The 18,723-nt window shown below is 53.8% G+C and carries 15 protein-coding genes; 8 read left to right on the top strand and 7 right to left on the bottom strand.

What is annotated here, in order from left to right:
* Window positions 1-32: 32 nt before the first annotated feature.
* Window positions 33-506, top strand: coding sequence for a DUF3429 domain-containing protein (locus tag WG929_RS05490; RefSeq protein ID WP_416205218.1), 474 nt, complete (start codon window positions 33-35; stop codon window positions 504-506).
* 21 nt (window positions 507-527) lie between these two features.
* Here WG929_RS05490 and WG929_RS05485 read toward each other — a convergent pair whose 3' ends face one another.
* Together WG929_RS05485 and WG929_RS05480 are read right to left on the bottom strand one after the other, a co-directional pair.
* The gene (locus WG929_RS05485; protein WP_416205217.1) at window positions 528-1,472 is read right to left on the bottom strand and encodes a GNAT family N-acetyltransferase; all 945 of its coding nucleotides are present in this window, start codon (window positions 1,470-1,472) and stop codon (window positions 528-530) included.
* Window positions 1,473-1,514: 42 nt separating this feature from the next.
* Complete coding sequence (locus WG929_RS05480) at window positions 1,515-2,672, bottom strand: cupin domain-containing protein (RefSeq protein ID WP_416205216.1); 1,158 nt, start codon at window positions 2,670-2,672, stop codon at window positions 1,515-1,517.
* A gap of 246 nt (window positions 2,673-2,918) precedes the next feature.
* On the opposite strand from WG929_RS05480, the gene WG929_RS05475 reads away from it, so the two are divergent.
* Window positions 2,919-3,914, top strand: coding sequence for a cytochrome-c peroxidase (locus tag WG929_RS05475; protein WP_416205215.1), 996 nt, complete (start codon window positions 2,919-2,921; stop codon window positions 3,912-3,914).
* A 115-nt stretch (window positions 3,915-4,029) separates the two neighbouring features.
* On the opposite strand, the gene purB is transcribed toward WG929_RS05475, so the two are convergent.
* Complete coding sequence (gene purB / locus WG929_RS05470; protein ID WP_416205214.1) at window positions 4,030-5,394, bottom strand: adenylosuccinate lyase; 1,365 nt, start codon at window positions 5,392-5,394, stop codon at window positions 4,030-4,032.
* Window positions 5,395-5,634: 240 nt separating this feature from the next.
* Between purB and WG929_RS05465 the strand changes: the two genes are divergently transcribed.
* Entirely contained in the window at window positions 5,635-6,222 is a 588-nt protein-coding gene (locus WG929_RS05465; RefSeq protein WP_416205213.1) for a DedA family protein, read from the top strand.
* Window positions 6,223-6,263: 41 nt separating this feature from the next.
* Here the strand turns inward: WG929_RS05465 and WG929_RS05460 are convergent, their stop codons facing one another.
* Together WG929_RS05460 and WG929_RS05455 are read right to left on the bottom strand one after the other, a co-directional pair.
* Window positions 6,264-6,614 carry a RidA family protein gene (locus tag WG929_RS05460; protein ID WP_369857832.1) on the bottom strand — a complete coding sequence of 117 codons (351 nt, stop codon included), beginning with the start codon at window positions 6,612-6,614 and terminating at the stop codon, window positions 6,264-6,266.
* A gap of 78 nt (window positions 6,615-6,692) precedes the next feature.
* Complete coding sequence (locus WG929_RS05455) at window positions 6,693-7,553, bottom strand: 6-pyruvoyl trahydropterin synthase family protein (protein ID WP_416205212.1); 861 nt, start codon at window positions 7,551-7,553, stop codon at window positions 6,693-6,695.
* 538 nt (window positions 7,554-8,091) lie between these two features.
* Here WG929_RS05455 and WG929_RS05450 point away from each other — a divergent pair.
* The 3 genes from WG929_RS05450 (at window position 8,092) to cas3f (ending at window position 15,664) form a co-directional block, all read left to right on the top strand.
* Window positions 8,092-11,016 carry a hypothetical protein gene (locus WG929_RS05450; RefSeq protein ID WP_416205211.1) on the top strand — a complete coding sequence of 975 codons (2,925 nt, stop codon included), beginning with the start codon at window positions 8,092-8,094 and terminating at the stop codon, window positions 11,014-11,016.
* A gap of 293 nt (window positions 11,017-11,309) precedes the next feature.
* Window positions 11,310-12,290: a type I-F CRISPR-associated endonuclease Cas1f gene (gene cas1f / locus WG929_RS05445; RefSeq protein ID WP_416205210.1), complete on the top strand. Its 981-nt coding sequence runs from the start codon at window positions 11,310-11,312 to the stop codon at window positions 12,288-12,290.
* Entirely contained in the window at window positions 12,287-15,664 is a 3,378-nt protein-coding gene (cas3f, locus tag WG929_RS05440) for a type I-F CRISPR-associated helicase Cas3f (RefSeq protein ID WP_416205209.1), read from the top strand. Before cas1f ends, cas3f begins: the two co-directional genes overlap by 4 nt.
* 14 nt (window positions 15,665-15,678) lie before the next feature.
* On the opposite strand, the gene WG929_RS05435 is transcribed toward cas3f, so the two are convergent.
* Together WG929_RS05435 and WG929_RS05430 are read right to left on the bottom strand one after the other, a co-directional pair.
* Window positions 15,679-15,981 (bottom strand): type II toxin-antitoxin system RelE/ParE family toxin, encoded by a 303-nt coding sequence (locus tag WG929_RS05435; protein WP_416205208.1) that lies wholly within the window; start codon window positions 15,979-15,981, stop codon window positions 15,679-15,681.
* The gene (locus WG929_RS05430; RefSeq protein WP_416205207.1) at window positions 15,978-16,259 is read right to left on the bottom strand and encodes a type II toxin-antitoxin system Phd/YefM family antitoxin; all 282 of its coding nucleotides are present in this window, start codon (window positions 16,257-16,259) and stop codon (window positions 15,978-15,980) included. Before WG929_RS05430 ends, WG929_RS05435 begins: the two co-directional genes overlap by 4 nt.
* Before the next feature lie 134 nt (window positions 16,260-16,393).
* Between WG929_RS05430 and csy1 the strand changes: the two genes are divergently transcribed.
* Together csy1 and csy2 are read left to right on the top strand one after the other, a co-directional pair.
* Window positions 16,394-17,701 carry a type I-F CRISPR-associated protein Csy1 gene (gene csy1, locus WG929_RS05425; protein WP_416205206.1) on the top strand — a complete coding sequence of 436 codons (1,308 nt, stop codon included), beginning with the start codon at window positions 16,394-16,396 and terminating at the stop codon, window positions 17,699-17,701.
* Window positions 17,698-18,711, top strand: coding sequence for a type I-F CRISPR-associated protein Csy2 (csy2, locus tag WG929_RS05420; RefSeq protein WP_416205205.1), 1,014 nt, complete (start codon window positions 17,698-17,700; stop codon window positions 18,709-18,711). The genes csy1 and csy2 overlap by 4 nt, the downstream gene beginning before the upstream one ends.
* Window positions 18,712-18,723 lie beyond the last annotated feature (12 nt).

The following is an 18,723-nucleotide window of genomic DNA, read 5'->3' as shown; positions in this document are numbered from 1 at the left end:
TCAGGTGCACGGCGCATAACGAGGGTTGGAACATGACAGAACCGGATCAGGCAGGCCAGGCAGAAGAGAACAAACCTGGGTTGGTCAGGTGGCTGGGTTATTCCGGCCTGCTGCCTTTTATTATTGCTGCGGTGTTGTCGTTGTTTGGTATTGCCAGAGCGTTGGAATTTTTTCTGGCGTATTCAGCAATGATTCTGGCTTTTATGGCCGGTGCTTGTTGGGGTGTGGGGCAGGGTTATCACCAGCGGCTGGGCTATTGGCTGCCGGGCGTGTCGATCGCGGTGTTTTTATGGGGGCTGGCGGCCTGGGTTCTGGTTGCGATCATCGGATCAGAGTTTACCCTGATCGCACTGGTTGCCGGTTATCTGGTGCTTTACCTGATGGAGCTGCAACCGCTGTTTCGTGAGGTGTATTCGCCTGTCTATCGCCGTTTGCGGCGTCATCTGACACTGGTGGTTGTGGTTGTGCACCTGCTGTTGATTGGGGTGGCAGAAATCAGTCAGTAAGGTCGTCGTACCCTTTGCTTCTTACAAATACCGGAGACGTAATTCCTCACTGGGAGCGCCACTGTTAAAACGCTCCGTCAGGGCCTGCTGCACCGTTCTGGTACTGCGGGCATCGGCGGCATTGGCGATAAAGTGACCGTTATCCAGACCGGGTCGTGATTTTCCTTCCGCCAACCAACAATTCCTCCCCAATACTCCCTGCGTCATAGCGACCTCGCTGTTGACCATTACGGCCACCCGGCTGTCCAGGCGCCGGGCCATGGTGAACAGCGGCAAGTCGGCAATATGATTGTCGTGACGGATGATCAGGCGCACAAAACGCTGTCGCCCCTGGCGCAGATATTTCACCAGCGCCGAAATCAACAAATGGTGGTGCCAGTCCGGGTTTTCCGGATCATACAGAGCCAGCTCCACGACGGCAGGCTGCTGACACAACTGGGTCAGCAAAAATCCCAGCCGCTCACAAGGCTTGGTGAGTGTATGCAGTTGGCTGTCCTGACCGGCACGGTAGGCATTGCCGTAGCGCGCAGGCAAATCGGCAGCACTGAGTGGCAAGGCAATATCCAGGTGTGGAATACCGGCATCAAGATAAAAGTTGCTGTCATTATAAAAGCCGAGCTGCCAGTAAAAATTCATCGCCGAGCACTGGGCGCTGGCGAGCAGGGCGGGCATGCCCAGCTCTTCCGCCAACGTCTTGATGGCTCCGACCAGCTGGCTACCAATTCCGCTGGCCCGATATTCTGGCAACACTGCCAAGCGCCCGAAGTGACCGTCATTGAACAGCCGGATGCAGCCAATCACGGTGTCTCCTTCCAAGGCGATGACGTAGTGGGCGGCATGATCCGCTGCGTCATCCCATTCTTCGCTGGCGGGGATTTGTTGTTCCTGAATATAGACGCGGTCGCGGACACTCCGAATTCCGTGCTGGTGATCCGTCCAGCGAGTGCGAACGATACGAATAGTCATCTGTGCCTCCAGGGGTGTTTTGTGTGTTCTCGTATGAGGCGATTATTCAACTTCATAAATCAGTTGCTGTAACCAAAGGCGGCGCAGCAGCTCGTAACCCTGTTGCGAGCAAGGCACGTTGGCCAGCATGTCGCGTGGGTACTGATGACGACTACTGAGTAATTGTGCCAGTTCCAGATCCTCAATATCGAGAGTGGACGCTTGCCCCTGGGCATAAAAAACCAGCCCCGCTGCCGTTTGCTGGAAAGCGAAACGACCATGTTCACTCTTGCGTAAATCCGGCAGTTGCTGGTGCTGGCTGCGCCAGAGTTCCCAATCGTCGTCATCCAACCGTTCGGACTGGTGCTCCGGGTACTTGGCTTCGGTCATTAATTTGCCGAGCATATCGCCGAGGTTGTCGGGTTGCATCAAGACCGCTTGTAACAGTTTGGCCAGTCGGGCTTTGGCGGCGGAAGATATTTCGCCGCTGCTGCCTTCATGAGCGCTGTAGTCGGCATCGGTATAACGTTGATCTTCGCTGCTGGTGCTTAAAACCTGATCCAGTGCGGATTGCGCCAGTTCGGCAACACTGGGGGCACGAAAACCGATCGAATAGGTCTGGCATTCGCCCAGGGCGATGCCGTAATGGGCCAGTTGTGGCGGCAGGTACAGCATATCGCCTGGGTTCAGTACCCAACGTTCGGTTTCTTCAAAAGCCGCCAATACCCGGATCATCGGCCCTTTGAGAATAGCGGAGTCTTCATGACACATCTGGCCGATGCGCCATTCCCGCTGACCTTCAGCCTGCAATAAAAAGACATCGTACTGATCGTAATGCGGGCCAACGCTACCGCCATCGACGGCGTAACTGATCATCAGGTCATCGACGCGCCAGCCGGGCAAAAAACGGAAGTGTTCCAACAGGTCGGCAGCTTCCGGAATCCAGTGATCAACTGCTTGTACCAGCAGTGTCCAGTGGCTTTCAGGCAGGTCGGCAAACGCGGACTCATCAAAAGGCCCTTTGCGAATTTCCCATGGGCCCGCGGTGCCGTGCTCCATCACCAGGCGTGACTCAATTTCGCTTTCCAGCGACAGGCCGGCCAGTTCATCGGCCGCCAGCAAGGGTTGAAAATTCGGCCAGGCTTGGCGAATCACCAGCGGCTTTTTTTGCCAGTAATCGCGCAGGAATGCTTCAACAGAGAGATCACCAAGGATAGGCATACGGAGGGTTCCTGACGGGTGCGCAACGCAAAGGCCTCGAGAAGCCTCGTTGATGCAAAATGGCTGATTTGAAAGGCGCGTATTGTTTGGGCTTTGTCGGGCAGATGCAAGGGGGCAGAGGATACTGCCGCACCACTTTGATCCGGCTCAAGTTTCTATTGATAAGGATGTTGCTAATAAATCAGCCATCCATAACTATGCGGGCATGGAGAATATTTGATGCAATACGATCAGAGAGGGAAAGGTATGAAACGACAAATATGGCTGACATCGTTGGTGCTGTTAGGTTGTATCGGAGCTGTTCAGAGTGTGGTGGCGGCGGAGCCGATTCAACCCATTGAGCCAGTAGCAGACGTTAACCTGGCGGAAGTGGAATTGGGTAAAAAGCTGTACTTTGATCCTCGGTTGTCCAAGTCTGGATTTATTTCCTGCAACTCCTGCCACAACCTGAGCATGGGCGGCACCGATAACCTGAAAACATCCATCGGACACAACTGGCAACAGGGGCCGATTAATTCCCCCACGGTGCTGAACTCCAGTATGAATATTGCGCAATTCTGGGATGGCCGTGCCGCTGACCTGAAAGCCCAAGCCGGAGGGCCAATCGCCAATCCGGGAGAAATGGCGTTTACCCACACGCTGGCCGTGGATGTACTGAAGTCGATTCCGCCGTACGTGGCCGAATTCAAACGGGTTTTTGGTACCGATACACTCACCATTGATCAGGTAACCGATGCCATTGCGGCGTTTGAAAAAACACTGGTGACGCCCAATTCCCGTTTTGACCAATGGCTGTTGGGCGATACCGGTGCGATCAGCGCTGATGAAGAGGCCGGCTATGCGCTGTTTAAAAATTCCGGTTGTGTTGCCTGCCATAATGGCCCGGCGGTGGGGGGGAATTCTTTCCAGAAAATGGGGCTGGTTGCTGCGTACGACACCAAAAATCCAGCCAAGGGATTGGCAGGGGTGACAGGCAAAGACGCCGATCGCTTCAAGTTTAAAGTCCCGACCTTGCGTAATGTCGAGCTGACGTACCCGTACTTTCATGATGGCGAAGCAGAAACGCTGACCGAAGCCGTGGATCTGATGGGGCGTCTGCAATTGGGACGTAAATTCAGTGCGGAAGAAAATGCCAGTGTGGTTGCATTCCTGAAAACGCTGACCGGTGAGCAGCCGTCTTTTATGCTGCCAATATTGCCGCCGTCAACGGAGAGGACGCCACAGCCCAAGCCATTTGACTAACTAATAGTAAAGAATAAGGGCTGGTTGTTGCCGTGTTTGCCAGTTCCTGACGGTTACTTAATGTGTCAGGAACTGGTCACCAAAACTCAACAGTAATGGTTTTATGAGCCAGGGATCAAACGGCTCTGGCTTGCGCCTCGGCATTGCCAATATAGCTGGCCGGGGTCATGGCATTAAGTTCGGCCTTGACGCTGTCTGGCAGCTCCAGGCTGGCGATAAAGTCACCCATGGCATCCTGGGTAATCGCCTTGCCACGGGTAAACGCTTTCAGTTTTTCGTACGGCTGTTCGATACCGTAACGACGCATCACGGTCTGGATCGGTTCTGCCAGAACTTCCCAGGCGTTGTCCAGGTCGGCAGCGATACGAGTTGCGTTGACTTCCAGTTTGCTGATGCCTTTCATACTGGCGGCGTAGGCAATCAGGCTGTAGCCCATGCCAACACCCATATTGCGCAATACGGTGGAATCGGTCAGATCGCGCTGCCAGCGGGAAATCGGCAGTTTGGCAGCCAGATGGCCGAAGATGGCGTTGGCGATGCCCAGGTTGCCTTCGGAGTTTTCGAAGTCGATCGGGTTAACCTTGTGTGGCATGGTCGAAGAGCCGACTTCGCCTTCAATCGTGCGCTGCTTGAAGTAGCCCAATGAAATATAACTCCAGATATCGCGATCGAAGTCGATCAGGATGGTATTGAAGCGGGCGATGGTGTCGAACAGTTCGGCGATGTAATCGTGTGGCTCGATCTGGGTGGTGTAGGGGTTGAAGGCCAGCCCCAGAGAGGTGACGAAGGTGTCAGCGTTGGCTTGCCAGTCTACATCCGGATAGGCACTGATGTGGGCGTTGTAGTTACCAACGGCACCGTTGATTTTACCCAGCAGCGGGATCTGGCCCAATTGGGCGATCTGGCGCTCCAGACGAGCGACCACGTTGGCCATTTCCTTGCCCAGGGTGGTTGGGGAGGCGGTTTGACCGTGGGTGCGGGACAGCATCGGCAGAGCGGCATGTTCATGGGCCAGGGCGCGGATGGCGTTGGCAATGGCTTGCATATCGGTACTGATCAGTTCACGACCCGCTTTCAGCATCAGCGCATGCGACAGGTTGTTGATGTCTTCGGAGGTACAGGCGAAGTGCACAAATTCGGTGACAGCATTCAGCTCGGCGTTATCGGCAATCTGTTCCTTGAGGAAGTACTCAACTGCCTTGACGTCATGATTGGTTGTTGCTTCGATCTTTTTGATACGCAGGGCGTGCTCTTCGCTGAAGTCAGCAACAATGTGGTCGAGCAGGGCGTTGGCGGTGGCGCTGAAAGCGGGTACTTCAGTGATAGCTGGGTGAGCTGCCAGGCGCTGCAACCAGCGAATTTCTACCTCGACCCGTGCGCGGATCAGACCAAATTCAGAGAATATCGGCCGCAGTGCCGATGTCTTGCTGCCGTATCGGCCATCGATTGGTGAAATTGCTGTAAGTGCAGACAGTTCCATAGACATTTCCCGCTGGAGTTCAGATTGCTGAAGGTAAGGCGAACGACAGGGCATTGGCTGGCCATGGCCGATCGTTACCTTGTTGTTAAAAAAGGCGCGAAAGTCTACCGGAAAAACCGTTTTTTCTCAGCTGTTGACGGAAGTTTTTACGCACGCCCCCCAAATGTCGTTGTTCATGGTGTTAGAATGCCGCCGCCAACGGCTGTCGGATGGTGGGTCGTTCTGTTTTCCGGCGAATAGATGATTCCCAAGGTATTTTCCCCTATGCTCGATTCCATGCTTGCTATATCGCACAACCCCGCCTGGCTGGTGCTGGTGGTGATTGTCTCCACCTTTATGCTGGAAGATCTGGCCATTATCGGCGCGGCTATGCTGGCAGCCAGCGGCCGGATGCAGCCGGAGCTTGCCTTTGTGGCGACCTGTTGCGGTATGTTTATTGGTGATTCGGCCTTGTATTTGATGGGACGCGGCGCTCTGATCTGGCCGTGGCTGACGCGCAAGTTCCAGCACGATATGATTCAGCGACAGGTAGCGCCGTTACAACAAGCCCCCTGGCACCAGTTGGCGCTGATTCGTTGTATGCCGGGCTTGCGAACCTTCGGTTATATTGCCTGCGGCCTGGCAAGAGTGCCCGGGTTGACCTTTACGGTGGCCAATGTCAGTTCCATCATAGCCTGGGCGGCGGGGCTGTTTGGTGTGGCGTATTGGCTTGGCAGTCAGTACGCAGAGCAAATGCACGAATGGCTCTGGTGGCTGCTGCCGATAGCACTGGTCATCTTTATTGTCGGCCAGCGCAAACTGCGGCAAAATATCGCCAGTACGGCCTGAGCGCTCGCCGCACTGTGACTGAGTACTGTTATCAAAAGCCGCTACTGTGCGGCGATCACACTGAATTCCACCAAAATTTCCGGCCGCGCCATACGGGCTTCAACACAGGCGCGCGCGGGCTTTTCGACGGTGGCGATCCAGCCATCGTACACTTCGTTCATGGCAGCGAAGTCTTTCATATCGCGTACATAAATAGTGACCGATAACAGCCTGTCACGGCCGCTGTCTGCTTCTTTCAGCAGGTTATCCACTTTGGTCAGACAGCGACGAGTCTGCTCCTGAATATCCCAGTCGATTTCTCCTGCGGTTTGGCCACAAAGGTAAATCGTACCGTTGTGCTTGACGATCCGGCTCATTCGTTCTGTGCTTTGAATCCGTTGTATCTCGGACATATATGGCTCCGGTGATGGCAATAATGGCAGCTGAATGCCGTATGTTAAGCGGCCTCAGCCGCTGCAACGAGGCTGATTTCAGGCCAGCTGTTGAGCCAGCGCCCCTTTGTTGATGCCTTCGTAGGCGCGTACCAGAATACTCTGGCCGGGCAGGCTGGCAGCTACGGTGCTGGCGAGGTGTTCGGCAATCAGCTCGACGGTCGTGTCGGTATCGATCAGATAACACTGCGACCGCGGCAGGGTCAGTTCAAAATGTCCTTGAGGCGCATCGTAGGCAAAATGGTAGCGCTCGTCGCTACTGCCTTCGCTACTGTCGTCGGTAGAACACAGGTCGGCTGCGGTGCCGATATAAATATCCTGCCACCGCTGCGCCCAGTGCTGTTCCAATTCGTCTGAACGCTCGCCGTTACGGAAAATCTCGATGCGCGAGCGGTGTCCATGGGCAATCCGCTGGCAATTGCCGTTGTGTTTTTTGAGGCCGTGGCTGTAATGGTAAAACGCCGAGTCGATGTGCTCGGGTGCAAACGTCAGGGTTAGCTGATCGACGTTGACCGGAAAGCTGGCCTTTAATTGTTCGCGACACCAGACCGAAGTACTGACGGCAGTAATGCTGTCGGTTGCGATCAGGGTAACCGCCTCTTGTGGGCAATTCAGCTCGATATCACCCTTGTCGGACTGCCAGGTCAGAATAATACGGCCATCAATACACTGATGCGTGAGGCGCTCGGATTCCGTAGGCACCAGCAGACGGTGATCGAGCTGATCATCGAGCCAGTAACGCAGGGTTTTTTTGACCACACCAAAGTCGCAGACCATACCCTGCTCATCCAGCACACCATCCAGTATCACTGAGGCAAGCCAGGTTTCTCCAACCAGCCCGCGCTGGGCGTCCAGATAGCTGAAATCGACATTGGTTAGCTGGTTGACGAACAGTTGCATAGATGGGGTCACCTCGAATTGGGCGGGCATTTTAGCCGAGTAGAGGGCGCTCTGCATCCTTCGTAGTTGCGGCATTGGTTGCCAGGGGCATTCTCAATTATTTGCCACGGTCTGTCGGGAGGATAAATCCCGTCAGGCAAGGCGTTGGACGCCGAGAATGGCGCGTCCTTTTCAAGTTCAACAACACCGCAGGTGGGATATTGACCCTGATCCCTTGGGGCTGAGGCCAGTAGCTTCCAGCACGGCGTTATTCGTTACTTGTTTAGCTCGCCAAACCAGGCTCCTCATGCCTTGTTCTGAAACCCACAGGCGCTCAGCAGGCTCGGTTTAATCATTGAGACCCCCCTAGCGGTCGCTATTGTCCGTCAATTGCTCAGCAGTTACCGGCAAATACTGACGATTCTGAACTCAGGCGGGTCTGGTGGGTCGATCAAAGCCTGTTATGATAAGCGCCATTTTTCGGTTCGGTCGTTGGGATCGGCAGAGATGGCTGTCGCAATCGCCGGGCTTGACCAGGCAAGTTAGGATCAGTTTACGTATGTACAAGCGTTATAGCGGGATGTTGGCAGGAACTCTGTTGACTGTGGTTGGGTTGGCAGTGGTTGGGCTGACGGGCTGCTCCAATGGCAGTAGCTCAAGTTCAACGGTGTCAGTCAAAGTCTGGGTAAGCCAGGGTGATTTTGATGACGCTTACGTTTGGTCCACGGCAGTGACTGAGGGTGGGCAGCTGTCTGTTGACAGTGAAGGGCGCTTGAGCCACTCAGAATACGACACCGATGAAGACAGCGAGATAAAAGCGACCATTGCATCCGAAGAAGTCCAGCAGTTCACCCTGGTTGGCAAGGTTGAAGATACCGATCTGGATGTCCCAGGCACAACGCGTTTGTGTCAGTGGATGGATGGCTGTATTACGGCAGCTGCGACGGTGGCCTTTGGTGAACGCTATAGCGCTATCGGTAGCCTGTGGCGCACGGTAGCCTACGACTTGCAAAGCGATGAACGGGTTCGCCTGACACCCTTTACCGATCTGGCAGCCACATTGGCGTACGAGCGCTTGTATCTGGAATCCACGGCAGAGTGGGACACAACCGGCTATTACTCGGCCTGGTCAGTAGTGCAGTCTGTTTCCCAGTTATCACGCCTTCTCGGCGTTGAAGACATCCAGACAACCCGTCCGGCTGACCTGACCCATATTGATAACTGGAACGGCAGCCAGGCCAGCACGCTGGATCAGATTCGTTATGGCGCACTGGTCTCGGCCTGGAGCCACCTCGAAGAAAGCTACGCTGGTGATACCACACTCGTTGCCGAGGTCGGTGCCGATATCGTTACCAATGACGGCCAGTGGTTGCAGAGCGGTGACAGCCAAACCGTGAGTCTGGCGCAGTTGTTCCAGCTGGCGCGGGACAACCTGGCCGCACTGGAAGTGACCAACACCACCGCAGCCACCTATGTTGCTACAGTGATCGGAACTTTTGATACCGATATTGCCGCGCTGCAAGACGGCGAACTGACCGCTGTTGTCCCGGAAACCATCGAAAACCTGGTAGGTTCCGGTGACTACGATGACTTTATCCTCGGTTTGCAGCGCACCAAGGCGTTTGTCGATACCTTGCGTACTTATCAGGACAGCTTCTTTGAAGAAGGCTACCGCGAAGAGGTAGACGCCTATCTGGATATGGTCAAAGCCGTGGGCGACGACAATGCCGATGAATTCCAGGCTCTGATCGACGCTTACCTGCAAACCTATGAACTTTATACCAGCTGTTATCTGAATGCTGGCTGCCCGACCCAAGACAGCAGCATGGCCTGGCTGACCAGCATCGACAGCTACAATAGCGCAACTGGCATACTCAAACTTAACGATGGTGCCATTACCGTCAGTCAGCGGGTCGCGGATGTTAACACCACCGATGACGATGACGAGCCAGATGCCTCCCATGCCATCGATGTATTGATTGTCGGCACCTATCAGCAAGGCGATCTGGTTTTTAATATTGACCACTACTACGAAAACGATGACGACGATAACGACATTGAGCGGCCGTCCGCTGTGCGGGTGTATTACACCGACGAAGTTTCCCAGCTGGCAGACAGCAGCAGCAACGAAATTATCGGCTATGAACTGCGTTGGGGAGATTTTGAATTTTACGACCAGACAACCCTGAACACCGCAGACGAGCTGGAATTTGATGGTTACTTCCGCCTGTTCTACCGGGGCGTACGAGACCCGCTGGATGCAACCTCAGCACTGCGATTCAATATCGATACCGTCGTACTGGATAGCCGGGTATCGGACAACGTCAAGGGTGACAATGGCGACGACGATGAATACGCCGACCTGTACGTTGGTGCTGCAGCATCCAACGCTGCCGAGTTTTACCCGGATCAGGAATTTGCTCCCTTCACCGGCTTCTTTACACCAAACAGCAGCGCAGATTTTGCCAAAGGCACTGTCGCCAGCGGTTTGTTGAGCTATGCCACCGGCTCGGAAACCGTCAAGAACCAGGCTGTCGAGTACCTGGATATTCATGTGCCGCTGGGTGAATCATTACGCTATCGACTGTATCCCACCATTGAACGTGAGGATGAAAGCGACGTTGATGGCGATGATGATCTTGATGAACTGGTGAACACCTACGACACCGAAGAATGCTATCTGGTGCAAAACGGCAGCACCTGGGCCGTGGATACTTGCGAGCCAAAGAACCGTTACTACGGCGAAGCGGATTTTACCGACTACGTGAACACCCTGTGGGCCAGTGGCGTATTGTCGCGTATCTCCATTGACGGGCGAGGCACCTATTTTGTTGAATGGGCAGCCAACAGTACCGACAGCAATGGCTGCATGGTACTGGACGACCTGGAGAGCAGCAGTGCCGACCTGGATGGCACCCTCTATGATCCTATGGTACTGGGCCTTAACACACTCAGATTCCAGACCGAAGTGATCCTTGATAATCAGCCGGATACCCTGCTGGATGTGTACATCAATGCCCCGACAGTGGATGACTACCGCATAACAGCAGCCTTGTCCCACGACTACTCTAGCACCTCTACCAGTGGCTATGTGACGATAGGTAGCGGCTCGTCTCTGGATCGAATTATCCTGAATTACCGCACCGACTACACCTTCGAAACCACCGGCAGCCTGGCGATCTACAAAGATGGCGTCTCGCTGTCGCTGGATGATGGCAGCACCGATAAAGTAGACAGCACCCTGACGCTCTACCTGAATGAATCCAATGGTGCTGATCCACTGCCGTACACCTACCTGGTGAACGACGAAGGAGACTACGAACGCTGCGTGACATCCAATCAGGCAGAATGGGATGAAAGCTACAGCCTCGATACCGCCACCTTCTACCTGAACTACCGCGACGTGGTTTACGGCCGTATCACCAAGGAAAACGGCACCTGGGTGGTTCGTTATATCGACGGCACGTTCGAGACCCTGCAATAACTCCTGCTTAAAGCGCTACACCTGGCTCCCACGCTCCTGCGTGGGTAGCCCAGCTCCTGGTCATTCACAACTCTATCTTCCTGCTATCTCCCTCTGGCTTCCTCTGGCTTCCTCTGGCTTTCTCTGGCTCCCTCTGGCTCCTGCGCTCCTGTGCGTGGGTCGCCCAACGGTCGCCACAAGGTCACGCGACGGCTAAGCACCGGAAAACCAAAAGGCATGGATTCTAGCCGATGACAACGTCAGCCGCTGTCGCTATGCTCAAATCAACATATAACCACGGAATGGTATGCCCAATGGACGATTTCTCCCCGTCAGAGCTCAAAACCATCTTGCATTCAAAACGCGCCAACCTCTACTACCTGCAATATTGCCGGGTACTGGTCAACGGCGGTCGGGTTGAATACGTCACCGAAGCCGGAAAAGAATCGCTTTACTGGAACATTCCCATTGCCAACACCACTGTCATCTTGCTCGGTACTGGCACCTCCATTACCCAGGCCGCCGTACGTGAATTTGCCAAAGCAGGCGTACTTCTGGGGTTTTGTGGCGGCGGCGGAACACCCCTGTTTGCCGCCAATGAAATACAAACCGATGTCGAATGGCTGACCTCACAAAGCGAATACCGACCCACCGAATACCTGCAACAGTGGTGCTCTTTCTGGTTCGATGAGCAGAAACGACTGGATGCGGCAATCCATTTTCAACGCTACCGACTCGACAACCTGCGCGAAATCTGGGGCAAACTGGCGCGCCAACGAGAACTGGACTTCCCGGTATCTAACGACCGATTAAACGCCATCATCCAATCCTTTGAACAGCGGCTGGAGCACGCCAGTAACAGTACCGACGTACTGACAACCGAAGCCACCATGACCAAGGCGCTGTACAAACAGGTATGCCTGAATACTGGCTATGGCGACTTCGTACGAGCCAAACAGGGAGGCGGCACCGACATGGCCAACCGTTTTCTTGATCACGGCAACTATCTGGCTTACGGCCTGGCGGCAACCGCTTGCTGGGTGTTGGGCTTGCCCCACGGACTGGCGGTGTTACACGGCAAAACCCGACGCGGAGGGCTGGTGTTTGACGTAGCCGATGTGATCAAAGACGCCGTGGTGCTGCCTTGCGCCTTTATCTCTGCCATGAAAGGGGACTCCGAACAAGAGTTTCGCCAACGGCTGATCACCCTGTTTCAGCAATACGACGTACTCGACCGCATGATCGACGCCATCAAGGCTGTTGCCGAGCAGGCAGGCAAGAAGGAGCCGCTGTGATTGTTATTATCAAATCCCAATGCGGCAAAAAAGCCCTGATCGAAACCCGTCGAGTATTGGATCAGTTTTTTGAACGGGCAGGCGATCGTACATGGGAAGGGCCGGTCACGCAGGAAGGTCTGAAAACCGTACGTATGCTGCTGCGCAAAACTGCTCGCAGAAATACCGCTGTCGTGTGTCATCGAGTACGGGGCAGGCATCAGGTTGAGATGGAATGGATTGTCGGTAACGCCCGTAAATTCAACGCAGAAGGGCGAGTGCCGACTAATGCGACCGGGCGGGATGTGCTGAGGTCGGCCTCCGAGAATCAGTGGCACACTGCCGAAGCCATTGCGCTGATGGCAGGCATTGCCGGGCTGTTTCACGACTTCGGCAAAGCCAATGCGCTGTTTCAGAGAAAGCTGAACGGTCAGGGGCCGGGTTCCGAGCCCCTTCGGCATGAATGGTTATCACTGTTACTGTTTGCCTCTTTTGTTGGACATCGCAGTGATTCCGAATGGTTGCAGGCGCTGGCGCAAGTCACACCAGAAGACGACCAGAGGTTGGCCAAGGCTCTTGCCGAGTGGGCCATTAATCCGGCCAAAGCGCGGCAACATCCTTTTGTCAGTCTGCCAATGCTGGCGCAAAGTATTGGCTGGTTAATTGTCAGCCATCATAAATTGCCTCAATTCAGGGCATTTGAAGGAAGAGCACGCACAGCACCGGAACTGGAGCGTCTGACATTAACCGGCAACAACTGGGAATCCTTCTGGAATTCGCCGCAAGTTGACTATGCCTGGGACGCAGACGACTGGTCTGATCTGTTTACGTTTTCTTACGGCACTCCGGTTTGCAGCCAGATCTGGTGCAGCAAGGCTCGTGACATTGCCAAGCGCGCCTTACGTAATCCAGGATTACATCAACACGACTGGTTGCAAGACGATCTCTTCAGCACTCATCTTGCACGTCTGTCTCTGATGTTGGCTGACCACAGCTATTCTGCCGGGCCTGCCTCAATCAAATGGCAGAGTAAAGACTATCCGGTACACGCCAATACCGACCGGGATCACAATGGCAAACGCGTGCTGAAACAACGTCTGGATGAACATAATATCGGTGTTGGTCAGAATGCCTTGTTACTGGCGCGGCAATTACCCCGGTTGCGCCAGCAGCTACCCTCAATTGGTCGCCATAAAACTCTGCGTCAACGCACCAGCCACAAAGATTACAACTGGCAAAACAAGGCCTTTGAGCTGTCTCAATCCATCGCAGAACGTTCCCGGGAACAAGGTTTCTTTGGAATCAATATGGCTTCTACCGGCAAAGGCAAAACTTTTGCCAACGCTCGTATTATGTACGGGCTGAGTGATGAGCGGAGCGGCTGCCGCTTCAGTGTGGCGCTGGGCTTGCGAACCCTGACCCTGCAAACCGGAGATGCGCTGCGAGAACGCTTGCATCTGGATGATGATGAACTGGCGGTGCTGGTTGGCTCTCAGGCTGTGCAGGTGCTGCACGGTATGCGCAAGGATCAGTCGGGTGAACTTGCTAATCGTGCCGAGCAGCAGGGCAGTGAGTCGGCAAGTGATCTGCTCGAAGAGCACCAGCATGTCAGCTATGAAGGGACACTCAGCGACGGCCCCTTGCGACGCTGGTTGGCGGCCCGCAATCCGCAACGTCTGAATAAATCCCTGCAATTGCTCAGTGCCCCCGTACTGGTCTGTACCATTGATCATTTGATACCAGCCACTGAAGGTGTACGCGGTGGCAAACAGATTACCCCCATGTTGCGGCTGTTAACTTCGGATTTGGTGCTGGATGAACCTGACGATTTTGATGCGGCCGATTTACCTGCACTTTGTCGTCTGGTGAACTGGGCCGGTCTGCTGGGCAGTCGGGTCTTGTTGTCATCCGCGACCTTGCCACCGGTACTGATCAGCAGCCTGTTTGATGCCTACCAGAGTGGCCGCCAGCAATATGACCATGCTTGTGGGCAAGCTGGCAAGATGACCAATATCTGTTGTGCCTGGTTTGATGAATACGATAGCCAGTCATCCGATCATGCAGAGACAGGCAGTTACGCCGAGGCCAGCAATCGTTTTGTTGAAAAACGTATCTCCCGTTTGCGCGAGCAAAATACCGCGACCACAGCCCTGCGCAAGGGGGAGTTGCTGAGTATTGGCAGCACCGGCCGAGACAGGGACTCCGTGATTCAGGCTGTCAGCCAAACTCTGGTTGAGGGCATGATGCGTTTGCACCAACAGCACCATCAAACGGATCCGCTAAGTGGCAAGCAGGTATCTTTGGGGTTACTGCGTATAGCCAATATCAGCCCGTTGGTTGCCATCGCACAGCAATTGATTCGGCATGATTTTCCGGCTGACTACCATGTTCATTTGTGTGTTTATCATAGTCAGCATCCCTTGCTGATACGTTCCCGTATTGAAGCCAGACTGGATGCCACTTTGAGCCGTCAGCAACCGGATGCACTCTGGAGTCAGCCGGAAATTCGTCAGGCGCTGGAGCAATACCCCGAACAGCATCACCTGTTTGTGGTGCTGGGTTCTCCGGTGACGGAGGTTGGGCGCGACCATGATTATGACTGGGCTATTGCCGAACCCAGCTCCATGCGCTCATTAATCCAGCTGGCAGGACGCATTCAGAGACATCGAAAACAAGTCCCGCAACAGCCCAATTTACTGATTCTGAATAGCAATATTCGGTCATTGACCAGCAAAGAAAGCGTTAGCAAAACGCTGGCCTATTGCCGTCCCGGTTTTGAAGCCCGAGTGATTGACAGCAGGGCTGACAAACAGCATCTGATACTCACCAGTAAACACCTGAACGATATTCTCAAGCCGGACGACTATCGCTGTATCAGCGCCATTCCCCGTATTGAATTCCGCAAAGGCAGAACCCCCCAAACCAGTCTGGTCGATCTGGAACATATTCATCTGAAACTGGCATTAAACCTTACGCCAAATCTGAAACTTGCCAGAGGGGAACCCGCAGATCGCTGGTGGTCGTCTGAAAGCCCTCTGACCTGGCATGGCGAAATGCAACGCCGTACGCCGTTCCGGCAATCCTCTCCTGAGGAATGTTTTGTGCTGTATCAGGAAGATGAGACCGAAAAACCCCTGTTTCGCAAGGTTCTCGACAATGGAGAGCTGAGTTCGGCAGAAAAACGTTTTGCGCGTATTGCGGTATCAACAACCCGCAGTATCAGCCCCTGGATTGAAGCCGATCTCGAAACCCTGATTGCGCAAACAGCACAGGCTTTATCGCTAGAGGTGGCAGACGTCAGTCGCCGGTTTTGTGAGATACATTTGCGCCAACCAGCAGACAATAATGTGGAACGCTGGAACTACCATCCATGGCTGGGAGTGTTTGCAGAATGAACCGCTTTATTACATTACTCATCGGAGAGAATATCAGTAGCGCTCAGTCGCTGACGGAAGCGTTTGACCGAAATGATGCGAATTTTCTGCCGATGCAAATGGTAGATAATCCGGAAATTCCCCAGAATCAGCTCCCGAATATTACGCTGCCTTATTTCCGGAACCATACGACCGGATTCCGGAAAGTTCTCCAGTGGTTTAACGGCGTTAAAGACACTTTCTACCCACTCCACGGCGGCGGCCGGTTTGTCGAAGGCAATATAAGAGGCGATATCACGAACTTGTTCTGCTGCTTGTGGAGACCAAACAATCTTCAAAGACTGAGCCCTTTCAGTACAAAAACTTTGGCATCGTCATGGGACAACCCCAGACCTTCATCAATCTGGGCATCAGCACGGTACAAATCTTCCAGTAATTCCAACCGCAATTGCATAGCCTCAAACTCATTTACATCGGCCAGAATAGCGACACCCTTGCCATGCTGGGTAATTACCAGAGGACGTTTGGTGTCATTCACCTGTTGGATAAACGTGCTGACACCGGCGCGAAAATCAGACAATGACTGGATGTCTTCAGTAGGATTTATACGATTCATGATTAGCAACCTTGTACTGAATTTTGTACAAATTAGCACTGACACTAGCGTTGGGCAAGCTTGGTTGATTGTCGCCAGATACAAGCGTTTTGGCGCTCGAAATATGAACAGGAGTTATCAGGAATGGAGGAATCATGAGTAATGAACTGACAGAAAAAATTCGGGAGTACATTGCCAGGCGATGTAGAGACCGCCTGGAAAAACTTGATAAAGAAGCAGAAAAAGCTCGTGGCACGCTGACGTCAGAAGAGGCTGTTGCGGTCTTTAATCTGGACTATGCGGCCAAACGTCAGGCTGAAGTAGAAAAGTACCAGCCTGCTAACTGGTTAAGTGATGCTGCCAGCAGGGCGAAACAAATCAGCCTGGTTTCTCATGCGCTGAAATTCACCCACAGTGATGCCAAAGGCAGCAGCTTGCTGGTCGGTGCCGGTGGCCGTGGCGAGTATTTGTGTACTGCCCGGCTCCAGGATATTTATACCGACGTGGTGGGCAATGCTGCTGCCCTGGATGTGGCCAACCTGCTGTTACTGCAAGTGGGTGAGATGCGGCTGTTGGACTGTATTGCGATAAACAACCCAGAACCTCTGGCTGTTTTGGCTACGGACGAAGGCCAGCTGGCGCAATGGATGGCAGGCTTTGCCGAGGCTTTGAAAATATCTGAACCCGCCAGTCACACCTTGGCCAAACAAGTGTATTTTCCGGTGGGTGAGGGCCGTTATCATCTGTTAGCGCCGCTGGCATCTTCTGCGTTAACCCAGGCGCTTTATGCCCGCATTACCAACAGCCGTTTTGGTGAGGAAGCCAAAATGGTACGGGAGGCCAAGCGCAAATCCCTGTACCACAGCGGCATCGTAATGGACTTTCCGAACCTGGCAACTCAAAGTTTTGGTGGCACCAAACCGCAGAATATCTCCTTGCTGAACAGTCAGCGCCGAGGCCGGGCATTTCTGCTGAGTTGCCAACCTCCCGTTTGGGCCAACCGGCTGACGCCCCCCAAAACCAGTGCCTCTTTTTGGGCTAGGTATCGCTATCAGGTACGCGCCAACATTCGTGAGCTGAAAAGCTTTCTGGAACTGGTTGCTGAGCAGGATTCCACTATTCGTATTCGGCATCATCGAGCCGGACTGGTGCAGCAGCTGGTGGATGAACTGCATCAGTACGCCGCTCGATTCTGGCAATTGCCACCGGGCTGGAGTTGCGACTCTGATCTGTCAATGGATGAAGCCTGTTGGCTTGACCCGGCTCGTACGGATTCCCAGTTTACGGTACGACGTGAAGCCGGTGACTGGCCAAAGAGCATCGGAGATCGTTTTGCAACCTTGATCAGCGGCTCTCTGAATAGTGACAAATTGCCAATGTCTGACGTTGAACACAGTCATTTTAATGACCAGATACAGACCGAGCACAAGCGACTGGTGAGGGATCTGGAGGCACTGATATGACGGCTTACCTGTTGCTGAAAAATATAACGGTCGAAAGTGCCAATGCCATCACTGGTATCACCTGGGGATTTCCCGGCCCGGCGCATTTTTTGGGGTTTACCCACGCATTGTCACGCAAGTTACAGTGTCGGTTGGGAGAGCATATCCAATTGGGTGGTGTGGCGATTATTTGCCACTGGCATCAGGTACAGGCGTACCGGCCTGGAGGATATGAATCCACCTTTGCTCTGACCCGTAATCCCTTGACCAAAGAAGGCAATACGGCTCCCTTTAACGAGGAAGGCCGTTTGCACATGCGGGTGAGTTTACTGCTGGAATGCCGGTTTTATGCAGATCAGCTGGAGGCCTTTGACTCAGAAGAACAGGCCAGTAATCAGGATGACAATATCCGGCACCTGCAAAATCTGGTGATGGAGCTGGCCGCCGGGCAACGGCTGGCTGGTGGCACCATTACGCATATCGAACGGGTGTTATGGCAAGAAACAGACAATAGCGCAGAGGGGGACAAGGCTATGCGGCGATTGATGTTACGCCTGTTGCCAGGTTATGTATTGATGGATCGGCATGACGTGCTTGTCGGCCACCATCAGAGCCGTCTTGAGCAAAACCCGGAAGCTCAGTTACTCGACAGCCTGTTTGATTTTGTGGTGATCAAACATCAGGCTGAACCCGAAGAAACTGCTATCGAACCGATACCGGGAGAAAGCAAAACACAATGGAAACGGCTTAAAAAACCTGCTAACGGCTGGCTGGTGCCGCTGGCGATAGGGTATCAGGGAATTTCTGAACTTTACGAACCGGGTCAGGTTAAACGCAGCCGTGATAACACCACACCATTTCGGTTTGTAGAAAGTACTTACAGTCTGGGTGAATGGCGCAGCCCTCACCGCATTGAAAATATGAACGATATTCTCTGGCGATATACCCACCAGAACGATCTGTATCTTTGCCGTAGCGGCCAGCTGGTTGCTGCTGACGAATCCACCACCGACTCTATTTTTGACTGTTAAACAGGGAGAGAC

The organism is Oceanobacter antarcticus (assembly GCF_044962685.1).
GTDB lineage: Bacteria > Pseudomonadota > Gammaproteobacteria > Pseudomonadales > Oceanobacteraceae > Oceanobacter > Oceanobacter antarcticus.
This window is presented reverse-complemented; position numbering and strand designations above follow the sequence as displayed.

Coding starts and splice junctions, on each gene's coding strand:
- WG929_RS05475 (WP_416205215.1), top strand. CDS start 2,919: ATGAAACGACAAATATGGCTGACATCGTTGGTGCTGTTAGGTTGTATC.
- csy2 (WP_416205205.1), top strand. CDS start 17,698: ATGACGGCTTACCTGTTGCTGAAAAATATAACGGTCGAAAGTGCCAAT.
- csy1 (WP_416205206.1), top strand. CDS start 16,394: ATGAGTAATGAACTGACAGAAAAAATTCGGGAGTACATTGCCAGGCGA.
- WG929_RS05450 (WP_416205211.1), top strand. CDS start 8,092: ATGTACAAGCGTTATAGCGGGATGTTGGCAGGAACTCTGTTGACTGTG.
- WG929_RS05485 (WP_416205217.1), bottom strand. CDS start 1,472: ATGACTATTCGTATCGTTCGCACTCGCTGGACGGATCACCAGCACGGA.
- WG929_RS05430 (WP_416205207.1), bottom strand. CDS start 16,259: ATGAATCGTATAAATCCTACTGAAGACATCCAGTCATTGTCTGATTTT.
- WG929_RS05465 (WP_416205213.1), top strand. CDS start 5,635: ATGATTCCCAAGGTATTTTCCCCTATGCTCGATTCCATGCTTGCTATA.
- WG929_RS05490 (WP_416205218.1), top strand. CDS start 33: ATGACAGAACCGGATCAGGCAGGCCAGGCAGAAGAGAACAAACCTGGG.
- purB (WP_416205214.1), bottom strand. CDS start 5,394: ATGGAACTGTCTGCACTTACAGCAATTTCACCAATCGATGGCCGATAC.
- WG929_RS05460 (WP_369857832.1), bottom strand. CDS start 6,614: ATGTCCGAGATACAACGGATTCAAAGCACAGAACGAATGAGCCGGATC.
- cas1f (WP_416205210.1), top strand. CDS start 11,310: ATGGACGATTTCTCCCCGTCAGAGCTCAAAACCATCTTGCATTCAAAA.
- WG929_RS05455 (WP_416205212.1), bottom strand. CDS start 7,553: ATGCAACTGTTCGTCAACCAGCTAACCAATGTCGATTTCAGCTATCTG.
- WG929_RS05480 (WP_416205216.1), bottom strand. CDS start 2,672: ATGCCTATCCTTGGTGATCTCTCTGTTGAAGCATTCCTGCGCGATTAC.